This is a genomic window from Serratia sp. 4542, assembly GCF_016805595.1.
Classification (GTDB): Bacteria; Pseudomonadota; Gammaproteobacteria; order Enterobacterales; family Enterobacteriaceae; genus Serratia; species Serratia nevei.
Map to the genome: position 1 here is coordinate 155,460 of NZ_RXKV01000006.1, position 13,435 is coordinate 168,894.

General features: G+C 59.5%; 13 protein-coding genes. 2 read left to right on the top strand and 11 right to left on the bottom strand.

What is annotated here, in order from left to right; translation table 11 throughout:
* Positions 1-3 precede the first annotated feature (3 nt).
* From EKL15_RS07845 to xseB, 4 genes are all read right to left on the bottom strand, one after another.
* Positions 4-978, bottom strand: coding sequence for an aldo/keto reductase (locus EKL15_RS07845; RefSeq protein WP_100396223.1), 975 nt, complete (start codon positions 976-978; stop codon positions 4-6).
* A 113-nt stretch (positions 979-1,091) separates the two neighbouring features.
* On the bottom strand, positions 1,092-2,957 hold the full coding sequence (dxs, locus tag EKL15_RS07850; protein ID WP_055316790.1) for a 1-deoxy-D-xylulose-5-phosphate synthase: 1,866 nt from the start codon (positions 2,955-2,957) through the stop codon (positions 1,092-1,094).
* Between the two features lie 34 nt (positions 2,958-2,991).
* Positions 2,992-3,912, bottom strand: coding sequence for a (2E,6E)-farnesyl diphosphate synthase (gene ispA, locus EKL15_RS07855; RefSeq protein ID WP_203089195.1), 921 nt, complete (start codon positions 3,910-3,912; stop codon positions 2,992-2,994).
* A 5-nt stretch (positions 3,913-3,917) separates the two neighbouring features.
* The gene (gene xseB / locus EKL15_RS07860) at positions 3,918-4,181 is read right to left on the bottom strand and encodes an exodeoxyribonuclease VII small subunit (RefSeq protein ID WP_015376838.1); all 264 of its coding nucleotides are present in this window, start codon (positions 4,179-4,181) and stop codon (positions 3,918-3,920) included.
* A 160-nt stretch (positions 4,182-4,341) separates the two neighbouring features.
* On the opposite strand from xseB, the gene thiI reads away from it, so the two are divergent.
* Entirely contained in the window at positions 4,342-5,790 is a 1,449-nt protein-coding gene (thiI, locus tag EKL15_RS07865; RefSeq protein ID WP_047728729.1) for a tRNA uracil 4-sulfurtransferase ThiI, read from the top strand.
* 66 nt (positions 5,791-5,856) lie between these two features.
* Here thiI and yajL read toward each other — a convergent pair whose 3' ends face one another.
* Both yajL and panE read right to left on the bottom strand, forming a co-directional pair.
* On the bottom strand, positions 5,857-6,447 hold the full coding sequence (gene yajL, locus EKL15_RS07870) for a protein deglycase YajL (RefSeq protein ID WP_197785991.1): 591 nt from the start codon (positions 6,445-6,447) through the stop codon (positions 5,857-5,859).
* Positions 6,410-7,321, bottom strand: a complete 912-nt coding sequence (gene panE, locus EKL15_RS07875; protein ID WP_060423353.1) for a 2-dehydropantoate 2-reductase — start codon at positions 7,319-7,321, stop codon at positions 6,410-6,412. Before panE ends, yajL begins: the two co-directional genes overlap by 38 nt.
* Positions 7,322-7,503: 182 nt before the next feature.
* On the opposite strand from panE, the gene EKL15_RS07880 reads away from it, so the two are divergent.
* Positions 7,504-7,995, top strand: coding sequence for a YajQ family cyclic di-GMP-binding protein (locus EKL15_RS07880; protein ID WP_025301759.1), 492 nt, complete (start codon positions 7,504-7,506; stop codon positions 7,993-7,995).
* A gap of 34 nt (positions 7,996-8,029) precedes the next feature.
* On the opposite strand, the gene EKL15_RS07885 is transcribed toward EKL15_RS07880, so the two are convergent.
* From EKL15_RS07885 to cyoB, 5 genes are all read right to left on the bottom strand, one after another.
* A complete protein-coding gene (locus EKL15_RS07885) occupies positions 8,030-9,394 on the bottom strand; it encodes an MFS transporter (RefSeq protein ID WP_060423360.1) in 1,365 nt (454 codons plus the stop codon).
* 198 nt (positions 9,395-9,592) lie between these two features.
* Entirely contained in the window at positions 9,593-10,483 is an 891-nt protein-coding gene (cyoE, locus tag EKL15_RS07890; RefSeq protein WP_015376842.1) for a heme o synthase, read from the bottom strand.
* Between the two features lie 17 nt (positions 10,484-10,500).
* Positions 10,501-10,839 carry a cytochrome o ubiquinol oxidase subunit IV gene (locus EKL15_RS07895; protein WP_004940369.1) on the bottom strand — a complete coding sequence of 113 codons (339 nt, stop codon included), beginning with the start codon at positions 10,837-10,839 and terminating at the stop codon, positions 10,501-10,503.
* The gene (locus tag EKL15_RS07900) at positions 10,839-11,453 is read right to left on the bottom strand and encodes a cytochrome o ubiquinol oxidase subunit III (protein ID WP_100396221.1); all 615 of its coding nucleotides are present in this window, start codon (positions 11,451-11,453) and stop codon (positions 10,839-10,841) included. Before EKL15_RS07900 ends, EKL15_RS07895 begins: the two co-directional genes overlap by 1 nt.
* On the bottom strand, positions 11,443-13,434 hold the full coding sequence (gene cyoB / locus EKL15_RS07905) for a cytochrome o ubiquinol oxidase subunit I (protein ID WP_033637313.1): 1,992 nt from the start codon (positions 13,432-13,434) through the stop codon (positions 11,443-11,445). Before cyoB ends, EKL15_RS07900 begins: the two co-directional genes overlap by 11 nt.
* Between the last annotated feature and the right edge of the window lies 1 nt (position 13,435).

A 13,435-nucleotide genomic window follows, 5' to 3' on the forward strand; every position in this document is an offset into this window, starting at 1 on the left:
CTCTTATTCAAATCCCGTCACCCGATGCGGCACGTAAGCCGTCTCCAGCTCCGCGACCTCTTGCGGCGACAAACTCAAATCGACCGCGGCGATGGCGTCGTCCAGCTGTTCGCTGCGCGAAGCGCCGACGATCGGCGTGCTGACCGCCGGTTTGTTCAGCAGCCAGGCCAGCGCGATCTGTGCGCGTGAAACGCCGCGTTCCTCGGCGAGGCTGGCGACGCGCTCGGCGATAATGGCGTCGATGCCTTCAGTTTCCTCATACAGGCTCTTGCCGAACTGGTCGGAAACCAGTCGCGCGGTGGTTTCGCCCCAGGGGCGGGTCAGGCGGCCGCGTGCCAGCGGGCTCCACGGCAGCACGGCGATGCCTTCGGCGGCGCACAGCGGATGCATTTCGCGCTCTTCTTCGCGCTGAATCAGGTTGTATTGATCCTGCATGCTGACGAAGCGCGTCCAGCCGTGCAGATCGGCGGTATACAGCGCCTTGGCGAACTGCCAGGCGTACATCGAGGAGGCGCCGATGTAACGCGCCTTACCGGCTTTCACCACGTCGTGCAGCGCTTCCAGCGTCTCTTCCAGCGACGTTTCGTAATCCCAGCGGTGGATCTGCAGCAAATCGACATAGTCGGTGCCCAGGCGCTGCAGGCTGTCGTCGATGGACTGCATGATGTTGGCGCGCGATAAACCGCGCTTCAGGTTACTCAGCGGGAAATACACCTTGGTGGCGACCACCACGTCTTCGCGGCGTGCATAGTCGCGCAGCGCCCGGCCGAGGATTTCCTCGCTGCTGCCGTCGGAATAGCTGTTGGCGGTGTCGAAAAAGTTGATGCCGGCTTCCAGCGCCTGTTTCAGCAGCGGGCGGCTGCTCTCTTCCGGCAGCGTCCAGGCGTGATTGCCGCGGTTCGGTTCGCCGTAGGTCATGCAACCCAGGCAGATACGCGAGACGTTCAGATCGGTGTTGCCCAGTTTCAGGTACTTCATGCTTGCCTCCCATTCACAACTCAGACAGTAACTGTAGCGCGGATCTCGGGGAGAGGGGGCGGAAACAAAAACGCCCCCGAAGGCGGAGGCGTTTTGTCAGGCGCGAGTGGCGATTACTGCGCCAGCCAGGTTTCGATTTGGCGCTGAATGCCAGCGGCATCCAACCCCAGATCGGCGCGCAGTTCTTCCTGGGTGCCCTGCGAGACGAAGCTGTCCGGCAGGCCGAGGTTCAGCACCGGCACCGGACGGCGTTTGGCCATCAGCAGTTCGTTGACGCCGCTGCCGGCGCCGCCCATGATCGCGTTCTCTTCCAGCGTGACCAGCGTTTCATGGCTGGCGGCCAGTTCGAGCACCAGCTGCTCGTCCAGCGGTTTGACGAAGCGCATGTCGACCAGCGTGGCGTTGAGCGCTTCCGCCGCTTGCGCGGCCTCCGGCAGCAGGGTGCCGAAGTTGAGAATGGCGATCTTCTCCCCCTGGCGGCGTACCACGCCTTTGCCGATCGGCAGCAGGCTGAGCGGCTCCAGCGCCGCGCCGGTGCCGGTGCCGCGCGGATAGCGCACGGCGCTCGGGCCGGCATTGTAGTGATAGCCGGTATACAGCATCTGGCGGCATTCGTTCTCGTCGCTCGGCGTCATGATCACCATGGTCGGGATGCAGCGCATGAACGACAGATCGAAAGCCCCCTGGTGAGTCTGGCCGTCGGCGCCGACGATGCCGCCGCGATCGATGGCGAACATCACCGGCAGGTTCTGGATTGCCACGTCATGGATCAGCTGGTCGTAGGCGCGCTGCAGGAAGGTGGAATAGATCGCCACCACCGGCTTGTAGCCGCCGATCGCCAGCCCGGCGGCGAAGGTGACCGCGTGCTGCTCGGCGATCGCCACGTCGAAATATTGCTGCGGGTAGTCGCGGGAGAACTGCACCATGCCGGAACCTTCGCGCATGGCCGGCGTGATTGCCATCAGCGAGCTGTCTTTGGCGGCGGTTTCACACAGCCAGTCGCCGAAGATTTTCGAATAGGTCGGCAGACCGCCGGCGCTTTTCGGCAGCGTACCGCTGGCAGGATCGAACTTCGGTACGGCGTGGAAGCTGATCGGATCCTTCTCCGCCGGTGCGTAACCGCGGCCTTTCTTGGTCATGATGTGCAACAGCTGCGGGCCTTTCAGATCGCGCATGTTTTTCAACGTGGCAACCAGCCCCTGCACGTCGTGCCCGTCTACCGGGCCGATGTAGTTAAAGCCCAGCTCTTCGAACAGCGTGCCCGGCACCACCATGCCTTTCAGGTGCTCTTCGGTGCGTTTCACCAGCTCCTTGATCGGCGGCACGCCGGCCAGCACTTTCTTGCCGCCTTCGCGCAGGGTGGAGTAAAGCTTGCCGGACAACAGCTGCGCCAGGTGATTGTTCAGCGCACCGACGTTTTCCGAGATCGACATCTCATTGTCGTTCAGCACTACCAGCATGTCCGGGTTGATGTCGCCGGCGTGGTTCATCGCTTCGAACGCCATGCCGGCGGTGATGGCGCCGTCGCCGATCACGCACACCGTGCGGCGGCCTTTGCCTTCACGCTCCGCCGCCACCGCCATGCCTAGGCCGGCGCTGATCGAGGTCGACGAGTGGCCGACCGACAGCACGTCGTATTCGCTTTCGGCGCGCCACGGGAACGGATGCAGGCCGTTTTTTTGCCGAATGGTGGCGATACGGTCGCGGCGGCCGGTCAGAATTTTGTGCGGGTAGGCCTGGTGGCCGACGTCCCACACCAGGTGATCGAACGGCGTGTTGTAGACGAAATGCAACGCCACCGTCAGTTCGACGGTACCCAGCCCGGAGGCAAAGTGGCCGCTGGAGCGACTGACGCTGTTCAGCAGGTATTGCCGCAGCTCATCGCACAGCTTCGGCAAGCTCTCTTTGGGCAGTGAGCGGAGTTCCTCGGGGTTTTCCGCTAGCGCCAGGGTTGGGTATTTGGCTATATCAAGACTCATTCGATACTCATATCAGAGGAGTTAACGTCATACGTTAATTGTCGCGTTCAATAATGAAGCTGGCTAACGCTCGCAATGGCGCTGTGTTATAAGATTGCGCTGCCAAAGTGTCTAATGCAGCTAATGCTTCCTGATAGAGATCCCACGCTTTTGCTTTCGCGCTGTCAAGCCCGAGTAACGCCGGGTAGGTACTCTTTCCGTGTTGTTGGTCCGCTCCCTGGCGCTTGCCGATTTTTTCAGTCTCGCCGACAACGTCCAAAATGTCATCCTGCACTTGGAACGCCAGGCCAACCGCGGCGGCATAACGATCCAGCTGCGGCAGCGCTGCACGTCCGGCTTCGCCGGCGCTCAGCGCGCCCAGGCGCACCGCCGCGCGGATCAGCGCGCCGGTTTTATGGCGGTGGATCTGCTCCAGGGCCTGCAGGTCAACGCGCTTGCCTTCGGCTTCCAGATCCAGCGATTGGCCGCCGCACATGCCGGCTACGCCGCTGGCGGTCGCCAGTTCAGAGACCATCGCCAGCCGATCGCGCAGGGCCACGTCAGGCATTTCGGCATCGGCCAGGATCGAAAACGCCAGCGTTTGCAGCGCATCGCCGGCCAGTATCGCGTTGGCTTCGCCGAATTTAATGTGGCAGGTCGGCTGGCCGCGGCGCAGATCGTCGTCGTCCATCGCCGGCAGATCGTCGTGGATCAGCGAGTAGGCGTGAATGCATTCCACCGCCGCCGCCGGCGCGTCCAGGTTGTTCAGCGACACGCCGAACATCTGGCCGGTGGTGTACACCAGGAACGGGCGCAGGCGCTTGCCGCCCAGCAAGGCGCCGTGACGCATCGCCGCCACCATGTTGCCGTCGTTGAACGGCAGCGGGGCGATGAAGTCCAGCAGCGCGCGATCGGCGCGCTGGCGGAAAATCTGCAGTTGATCGGCAAAAGCGGCCGATGGGGCGATCTCAGACATGTCGGTTACTCGGCATCCGGTGTGAAAGGCGCCAGCGCCGCATCGTCAGCGCTGTCGTTAAGAAGTATCTGCACACGCTGTTCCGCCTGTTGCAGTTTCTGCTGGCCCTGACGCGCCAGCTGTACGCCGCGTTCGAACTCGTTCAGCGCGTCTTCCAGCGGCAGTTCGCCCGACTCCAGACGCGTCACGATGCTTTCCAGCTCGCCGAGGGCGCTTTCAAAGCTGGCAGTTTGCTCTGTACTGGCTGATTGTGCTGGTTTTTTCGGCATAATTTTCTTTTTACGTCATCATGTGAACCGTGGCGCCAGAGCCTATCCTAGCGGATCTTGATTAGCAAATCATGGCGCTCATGTGTGGTTTTGTGCGCAGAGCACGGCGATATGGTGATATACTCCGCGCCGTAATTCTTATCTGACAACAAAGACCGCCATGAAGTTTATCATTAAATTGTTCCCGGAAATCACCATCAAGAGCCAATCTGTGCGCTTGCGCTTTATCAAGATTCTCTCGACCAATATTCGCAACGTCCTGAAGCAGTATGATGAAACGCTGGCGGTCGTCCGTCACTGGGATCATATCGAAGTTCGCGCCAAAGATGAAAACCAGCGGCCGATCATTGCCGACGCCCTGACGCGCATTCCCGGTATTCACCATATTCTGGAGGTGGAAGATCGCGCTTATACCGATATCCACCACATCTTCGAGCAGACGCTGGAAGCCTACCGCGCCCAGCTGGAAGGCAAAACCTTCTGCGTGCGCGTCAAGCGCCGCGGCAAGCAGGCGTTCAACTCGCAGGACGTGGAGCGCTACGTCGGCGGCGGCCTGAACCAACACATCGAAAGCGCGCGCGTTAACCTGACCCGCCCGCAGGTCACGGTAAACCTGGAGATCGAAGACGACAAGCTGATGCTGGTCAAACGCCGCCTCGAAGGCATCGGCGGTTACCCGGTCGGCACTCAGGAAGACGTAATGTCGCTGATTTCCGGCGGTTTCGACTCGGGCGTGTCCAGCTACATGCTGATGCGCCGCGGCTGCCGCGTGCACTTCTGCTTCTTCAACCTGGGCGGCGCCGCGCACGAGATCGGCGTGAAGCAGGTGGCGCACTACCTGTGGAATCGCTTCGCCAGCTCGCACAAGGTGCGCTTCGTCGCCATCGACTTCGAGCCGGTGGTGGGTGAGATCCTGGAGAAGGTCGACGACGGCCAGATGGGCGTGGTGCTCAAGCGCATGATGGTGCGAGCCGCTTCGCAAGTGGCCGAACGCTACGGCGTGCAGGCGCTGGTGACCGGCGAGGCGCTGGGGCAGGTCTCCAGCCAGACGCTGACCAACCTGCGTTTGATCGACAATGCGTCCGATACCCTGATCCTGCGTCCGCTGATCTCGCACGATAAAGAGCACATCATCAAACTGGCGCGCGAAATCGGCACCGAAGACTTCGCCAAAACCATGCCGGAATACTGCGGTGTGATTTCGAAGAGCCCGACGGTGAAAGCGATCAAGGCCAAGATCGAAGAGGAAGAGAGCCACTTCGATTTCAGCATTCTCGACCGGGTGGTGAGCGAAGCGAAGAACGTCGATATTCGCTCTATCGCCGAGCAGGCACAGGAGCAGGTGACCGAGGTGGAAACCGTCGCGGCCTTCGGCGCCGACGAGGTGATCCTGGATATCCGCTCCAACGATGAGCAGGAAGAGAAGCCGCTGCAGCTGGAACAGGTTGAAGTGAAAGCGCTACCGTTCTACAAGCTGAGCACCCAGTTCGGCGATCTGGATCAGAGCAAAACCTATCTGCTGTATTGCGAGCGCGGCGTGATGAGCCGCCTGCAGGCGCTGTACCTGCTGGAGCAAGGCTTCAGCAACGTGAAGGTTTATCGCCCGTAACGCACGGAGCGGCATAAACGACAAGGGCTGAACCGGTGTTCAGCCCTTTTTTTATCGGCAAGCCGCTCAGTCGCGAAAATCGTACATCCCCGGGATCAACACCAGCTGCGCGGCGATCTCCGCCGCTTTGGCCTTGCCGAGCAGCAGGTCTATCAGCTTCAGCGCGAACTCCATCGCGGTGCCCGGCCCCTGGCTGGTGAGCAGGTTGACGCGGGTGTCGTACACCACGCGGCGCTCCATCCATTTATCCGCCGGGATCTGGTCTTTCAGGCCAGGGAAGCCGGTCATGTTGCCGACCGGGAACAGATCGTGGTGCTGCAGCACCAGCGCCGGTGCCGCGCAGATGGCGGCGACGATGTTGCCCTGCAGATGCATCTGCCGCACTTTTTCCACCAGCAGCGGGCTGTCGCGGAAGCATTCCGCGCCTTTCAGGCCGCCGGGCAGCACGATGGCGTCGAACGGCTCATCGACGATCGCCACCAGCGGCGCATCGGCCAGCAGCTTGACGCCGCGCGAACAGACGATAGTCAGCTCGCCGTCGCCGGCAACGCTGGCGGTAGTGACTTTTACGCCCGCCCGCACCAGCAGATCGATGGTGGTGACGGCTTCGGTTTCTTCGCTACCAGGTGCCAGGCAGACCAGCGCCGATACGCTCATATTCATTTTCCTTTCGTTTAATCAGTTCAAACAGCCGCGCATTCTCCGGCAGCGCGAGGCCGTGGCTGCGCGCGCGGCGCAGCAGATAGCCGGTGATGTAGTCGATCTCGGTGTGCCGCTGGCTGCGGATGTCCTGCAGCATCGACGAAACGTTGTCGGCGGTGCTGTGGATCACGTCCATCACGTATTGCATCAGGCCTTCGCAGGAGGTGTGGTAGCCCTCCATCGCCATCACGCTGGCGACTTCACGGCACAGCGTTTCGATCTGTTCCGGGTAGCGCTGCAGATCGCCGTTACGGCAGCCGTACAGCGCCGTCAGCGGGTTGATCACGCAGTTGACCGCCAGCTTGCGCCAGTTGGCCGAGGCGATGTTGTTGTGCCAGGCAACGTCGGGCAGCGCCTGATGCAGCACTTCCGCCAGGTGGCTGAGGTGCTGGGCGGCCGGCGAGGTCGGGCCGATGTGGGTGATGCCGGTGGCGACGTGGATAATGGTGCTGCCTTCGTGGCGCGCGGCGTGGGTGGTGGTGCCCTGCAGGATCGGCTGGCCGTTCGGCGGCAGCTCCTCTTGGGTGCCCATGCCGTTGTGCAGCAGCAAAATGGCGCACTGGGGGTTCAGCTTCGGCAGCAGCGCGCTGACCGCGCTGGACACCTGCCAGGCTTTCAGCGTCACCAGCAGCAGCTCGCTTTGCGCAAGGTGCTGCGGATCGTTAGTGGGCAAGTTGCGATTAAACGAGACGCCTTCCGGCTCTATCACGTTCACCGCGCAAAAAGGCTGCGGCACTCTTAGCCATCCCTGTACATCGTGGCCCTGCTGATACAGCCGGGAGAGCCACAGTTGTCCGAGCGCGCCGCAACCAAGAATGGTTATTTTCATTCAGTCTCCTTGGAAACACGGGAATACCGCTCAATTACCGTGAATTAACTATAGGCTTTATGGCAGCCCGAAGCGCTATCCCTGCGTGCGTTCAGCAGATTTTGTCTGAGGCGGCAAAGCGGTTATCATGCTCGGCATCAAAATCGCCTAAGCTATTAGGCACTCATTCAGGAGGAAGAAGTATGCCATCTTTCGACATCGTTTCCGAAATTGATATGCAGGAAGTGCGTAACGCCGTTGAGAACGCCACCCGCGATCTCGGCACCCGCTGGGATTTTCGCAACGTGCCGGCCAGCTTTGAGCTAAACGAGAAAGACCAAAGCATCAAGGTTGCCACCGAGTCTGATTTCCAGGTGCAGCAGCTGCTCGATATTCTGCGCGAAAAGCTGAGCAAGCGCAGCATCGACGGCGCCGCGCTGGAGATCCCGGAAGAGTTTACCCACAGCGGTAAAACCTACAGCGTGGAAGCCAAGCTGAAGCAGGGGATTGAAACCTCTGTGGCGAAGAAAATCGTCAAGCTGATCAAAGACAGCAAGCTGAAGGTGCAGGCGCAGATCCAGGGCGAAGAAGTGCGGGTGACCGGTAAGTCACGCGACGATTTGCAGAGCGTGATGGCGCTGGTGCGCGGCGGCGATCTGGGGCAGCCGTTCCAGTTCAAGAACTTCCGCGATTAATCTCTACAGGGCCGGCATTGCCGGCCCTGATTCTTTACAGCGAATTGACCAGCGCTTCCAGCTGACCGCGATTGGTCTGCTTGGTATCCACCTTGACGTAGGCGCTGCGCTCTTCCGGCACTACGATCGCCTCGGCCACGCCGGGCTGCGCCTTAAGGCGGCTTTCCAGCGCCGAATCTTTCACCGCCAGTTCCGACAGCGTAATGCGCAGGCTGCTGACATACGGCGGTTCTTTCATGGTGCTGCTGACCAGGAACCAGAGCGCGGCCAGCACGGCGCCGGCGATAAACACCAAGCCCGCCCCCTGCAAACCGTACAGCCAGCCGCCGAGGCTGCCGCCGATCGCCACGCCGATAAACTGGCTGGTGGAGTAGACCCCCATCGCGGTGCCCTTGTAGCCGGCCGGTGACTCTTTGCTGATCAGCGAAGGCAGAATGGCTTCCATCACGTTGAAGGCCATGAAGAACAGCTGCACGCCGGCGATGATGCCCCACAGGTGCGCGCCGGAGAGCCACAGCAGCACTTCGGCGCAGAACAGCACTGCCACGCAGCCCATAAAGACCTGCTTCATGCGGCGATATTTTTCGGCATAGATGATGAAAGGCACCACGGCGGCGAACGATACCAGCATGGTGACCAGGTAGACGATCCAGTGCTCGCTGGCCGCCAGCCCGGCTTTTTCCATCGCCAGCGGTAGCGCCACGAAGCTCGACATCAGCAGGATATGCAGGCACATGATGCCGAAGTTGAGCTTCAGCAGGCGCGAGTTGCTCAGCACCTTGCGGAAGCTGCCGCGCACGATGCTGGACTCGCGGTTCAGCAGGTGAGTGTCGGCGGAAGGCACTACCGCCAGGGTGATGACAATGCCGGCCAGCGCCAGTACGGCGATCATCCAGAACAGCGCATGCAGGCCGAAGGCGTGGGTGATGATAGGGCCCAATACCATGGCGATGGCAAAGGTGATGCCGAAGCTGACGCCGATAAACGCCATCGCCTTGGTGCGGTTCTGCTCGCGGGTCAGATCGGAGAGCAGCGCCATGACCGCGGCGGCGATCGCGCCGGAGCCTTGCAGCGCGCGGCCGAGGATCACGCCCCAGATCGAATCGGTCGCGGCGGCGATCACGCTGCCGAGGGCAAAGATCAGCAGGCCGCCGACGATCAGCGGCTTGCGGCCGATGCGATCGGACACCAGGCCGAACGGGATTTGAAACACCGCCTGCGCCAGGCCGTAGATGCCGATGGCGATGCCGATCAGCGCTTCGCTGGCGCCGTTGAGCGCCATGCCGTAGGTGGTCAGCACCGGCAGTACCATAAACATGCCGAGCATGCGCAGGGAGAATACGGTGCCCAATCCCCAGGTGGCGCGGCGCTCCTGCGGGGTCATTGAATTATCGTTCACATCAAACCTCGGTAAAAACCATGCCATCAGACGTTGAAACAGCGCCTGATGGCATGACTTCTGTAAAGCTGCGTCATTTTAGTGTGCAGGGCAGGGGGGGTAAATCGAATGTTGTTTAACAGATATTACAGTTCGGCCGCTTTTCGGCGTGACAAATAAAATGGGCCGCAAAAGCGGCCCATTCACAGATGATTTGGCTTACCAAACGTAGGTCACCAGCGCTTCAGGCGCCGCCGTGGCGCTGAAGTCGATCGACATCATCACGCTCAGCGAGGTGATGGCGACGATGGAGAACACGAACAGTTTACGCGCCCAGACGCTGTCGTTTTCGGTCTTGTAACCGCGCAGCGCCATGCCGAGCCACCATACGCTCACCGCCGCAGCGACGATCAGGTACTTGTAGCCGGCATAACCTACCAGGGTCAGCATCAGCGTGGCGATCATAAACGCCAGGATGTAGACCGTGATGTGGTTCTTGGCGACGGAAATGCCTTTCACCACCGGCAGGACCGGAATGTTGGCCGCCTGGTAATCTTTAAAGCGGAAGATAGCGATCGCATAAGAATGCGGCATCTGCCACAGGCTAAAGATAGCCAGCAGGATCAACGCGCCGGCGTCGAACTCGTTGGTCACCGCGCAATAGCCGATAACCGGCGGCGCGGCGCCCGACAGGCTGCCGATCAGCGTGCCGTAGACCGAGTGGCGTTTCATGTACAGGCTGTAAACGCCGACATAAACCACGAAGCCCATCACCGCCAGCCACATGGCCAGCGGGTTGGCCGCGATATACAGCAACGCGAAGCCCGCAATACCCAACACGGTCGCATAAACCAGGGTGACACTCGGCGCGATCAGGCCTTTTACCAGCACCCGATTCTTCGTTCTCTCCATTTTCTTGTCGATGTCGCGGTCGATGTAGTTGTTAAACACACAGCCCGACGCGACCACCAACGAGACACCCACCAGGGTGGCGAGAAACAGGGGATAGTCGATGCTCCCTTTGGAAGCGAGCAGGAATCCCCCAACGACAGAAATTAAATTGCCGAAAATAATTCCTGGTTTAGTGACTTGCAGGTATTGCTTAATCATCACGTGCAGCTCAGCTCTTAATCGACCATCATATTGATGTTGAGGTTGTACATAATCCAGAGTGAACCTACAACAACGATACCGATGATCATAGCGGTGAACAGCAATGCCACCAGGTTCCAGCGCTCTTCCGATGAGGTGTTCATGTGCAGGAAGTAAACCAGGTGAACAATCACCTGGATAACCGCCATACCGACAACAACCGCCAGGATGGTGGAATGAGAGGCAGTGCCGTTCATTACCATCGCAAATGGAATTACCGTCAGGATGATCGACAGGATAAAGCCGATCAGGTATGACTTCACGCTGCCGTGGCTTGCGCCGCCGTGAGAGGTTTCATGGGATGAATGGCTCATTACATAACCCCCAGCAGGTAGACAACGGTAAATACGCAGATCCAGACCACGTCCAGGAAGTGCCAGAACAGGCTCAGGCACATCAGGCGGGTTTTGTTGGTCGCGGTCAGACCGAACTTGCTCACCTGAATCATCATCACGATGATCCAAATCAGGCCGGAAGTTACGTGCAGACCGTGGGTGCCGACCAGCGCGAAGAAGCTGGACAGGAACGCGCTGCGATCCGGACCGAAGCCTTCGGCGATCAGGTGATGGAATTCATAGATTTCCATCGCCACAAAGCCCAGACCAAACAGGAAGGTCAGGAACAGCCAGGTGTTTACACCGCCAACTTTACCCTTGTTCATGGCGATCATCGCCATGCCGTAGGTGATGGAGCTGAACAACAGCAGGAAAGTTTCGACTAGGACAAACTTCAGGTCGAAGATGTCTTTGCCTGAGGGACCGCCCGCGGTCCCGTTCACCAGGACTGCATAAGTTGCGAACAAGCTCGCAAACAAAATACAGTCGCTCATCAGGTAGATCCAGAATCCGAAGACCTTGGTTCCACCCGCGTCGTGGTGCCCATGCTCTGCATGGGCTGCGTTATGATTGGTCAGAGTTTCAGTTGACATGGTTCACGCCTGCTTTACGGATTTGTTCGTAGTGTTGGTTCTCAATGCGCTCGATTTCATCAACCTGCACATAGTAGTCAACATCGTGATCGAAGCTCTTGCCGATCCAGACAACGATCATACCGATGAAGCCGGCCAGAGCCATCCACCAGATTTCCCAAATCATTGCGAAACCGAAGACCAGGCTGAAGAAGGCGATGATCACGCCGGCGCCGGTGTTCTTAGGCATATGAATCGGTTCGTATTTAGCCGGTTTCTTATACGCTTCGCCTTTTTCTTTCATGTCCCAGAATTCATCACGGTCATGAATCTGCGGCACTACGGCAAAGTTATAGAACGGCGGTGGAGACGAAGTTGACCACTCCAGAGTACGAGCACCCCATGGGTCACCGGTCAGATCGCGGTTCTGTTCGCGGTCACGGATACTGACGAAGATCTGGATCAGCTGGCACAGGATGCCGCAGGCGATCAGCGCCGCACCGCCGGCTGCAACCAGCAGCAGAGGGTGGAACTCAGGGTTGATGTTCTGGCTGATACGACGGGTCATGCCCATAAAGCCCAATGCGTACAGCGGCATGAAGGCGGTGAAGAAGCCGATGATCCAGAACCAGAACGCGCGGATGCCCCATTTTTCGTTCAGCGTGAAGCCGAAGGATTTCGGGAACCAGTAGGTCAGGCCCGCGAAGCAACCGAACACCACGCCGCCGATGATGACGTTGTGGAAGTGAGCGATCAGGAACAGGCTGTTGTGCAGCACGAAGTTCGCGCCCGGCACCGCCAGCAGAACGCCGGTCATACCACCTACGGAGAAGGTGATGATGAAGCCAACGGTCCACAGCATCGCGGAGTTGAGCTTGATACGGCCCTGATACATGGTGAACAGCCAGTTGAAGATTTTCACCCCGGTCGGGATGGAAATGATCATGGTGGCGATACCGAAGAAGGCGTTAACGTTCGCGCCGGACCCCATGGTGAAGAAGTGGTGCAGCCAGACGATGAACGACAGAACGGTGATCGCGATGGTTGCCCATACCAGTGAGGTATAGCCGAACAGGCGTTTTCTGGAGAAGGTCGCGGTGACTTCGGAGAACACGCCGAACACTGGCAGAACCAGGATATACACCTCTGGGTGACCCCAGGCCCAAATCAGGTTGATGTACATCATCATGTTGCCGCCCATATCATTGGTGAAGAAATGGGTGCCCAGATAGCGATCCAGGGTCAGCAGCGCGATGGTGACGGTCAGAATTGGGAAAGAAACGATGATCAGGACGTTAGTACACAGGGCCGCCCAGGTGAACACCGGCATCTTCATCATAGGCATGCCAGGGGCACGCATCTTCAGAATGGTGGCGAAGAAGTTCACGCCGGTCAGCAGGGTACCCAGACCGGAAATCTGCAGACTCCAGATCCAGTAATCGACCCCGACGCCAGGACTGTACTCTTTACCGGACAGCGGCGGATACGCCAGCCAACCGGTCTGAGCGAACTCACCGACCCCCAGGGAGATGTTGATCAGCACAACGCCCACCACGAAGAACCAGAAGCTCAGGGAGTTCAGGAACGGGAAGGCGACGTCGCGCGCACCGATTTGCAGCGGCACCACGACGTTCATCAGGCCGACCACGAAAGGCATCGCCATGAAGAAGATCATGATAACGCCGTGCGCGGTGAAGATCTGGTCGTAGTGGTGCGGCGGCAGGAACCCGGCTTCGCCGGCGGATGCCAACGCCTGCTGGCTACGCATCATGATGGCGTCGGCGAAGCCGCGCAGCAGCATGACCATCGCCACGATGATGTACATGATACCAATTTTTTTATGGTCGACCGAAGTCAGCCATTCGCTCCACAGCCACTTCCATTTGCCGAAATATGTCAGCAGCGCCAGCACTGCCAGGCCCCCGACAATAATTGCGGCTACGGTGACCATGATGATCGGTTCGTGGTACGGAACCGCATCAAGTGTTAATTTTCCCAACATC

Excerpts from the sequence above, each read along its gene's own strand:
- EKL15_RS07845 (WP_100396223.1), bottom strand. The coding sequence starts at position 978 with ATGAAGTACCTGAAACTGGGCAACACCGATCTGAACGTCTCGCGTATC.
- dxs (WP_055316790.1), bottom strand. The coding sequence starts at position 2,957 with ATGAGTCTTGATATAGCCAAATACCCAACCCTGGCGCTAGCGGAAAAC.
- ispA (WP_203089195.1), bottom strand. The coding sequence starts at position 3,912 with ATGTCTGAGATCGCCCCATCGGCCGCTTTTGCCGATCAACTGCAGATT.
- xseB (WP_015376838.1), bottom strand. The coding sequence starts at position 4,181 with ATGCCGAAAAAACCAGCACAATCAGCCAGTACAGAGCAAACTGCCAGC.
- thiI (WP_047728729.1), top strand. The coding sequence starts at position 4,342 with ATGAAGTTTATCATTAAATTGTTCCCGGAAATCACCATCAAGAGCCAA.
- yajL (WP_197785991.1), bottom strand. The coding sequence starts at position 6,447 with ATGAGCGTATCGGCGCTGGTCTGCCTGGCACCTGGTAGCGAAGAAACC.
- panE (WP_060423353.1), bottom strand. The coding sequence starts at position 7,321 with ATGAAAATAACCATTCTTGGTTGCGGCGCGCTCGGACAACTGTGGCTC.
- EKL15_RS07880 (WP_025301759.1), top strand. The coding sequence starts at position 7,504 with ATGCCATCTTTCGACATCGTTTCCGAAATTGATATGCAGGAAGTGCGT.
- cyoE (WP_015376842.1), bottom strand. The coding sequence starts at position 10,483 with ATGATTAAGCAATACCTGCAAGTCACTAAACCAGGAATTATTTTCGGC.
- EKL15_RS07895 (WP_004940369.1), bottom strand. The coding sequence starts at position 10,839 with ATGAGCCATTCATCCCATGAAACCTCTCACGGCGGCGCAAGCCACGGC.
- EKL15_RS07900 (WP_100396221.1), bottom strand. The coding sequence starts at position 11,453 with ATGTCAACTGAAACTCTGACCAATCATAACGCAGCCCATGCAGAGCAT.
- cyoB (WP_033637313.1), bottom strand. The coding sequence starts at position 13,434 with ATGTTGGGAAAATTAACACTTGATGCGGTTCCGTACCACGAACCGATC.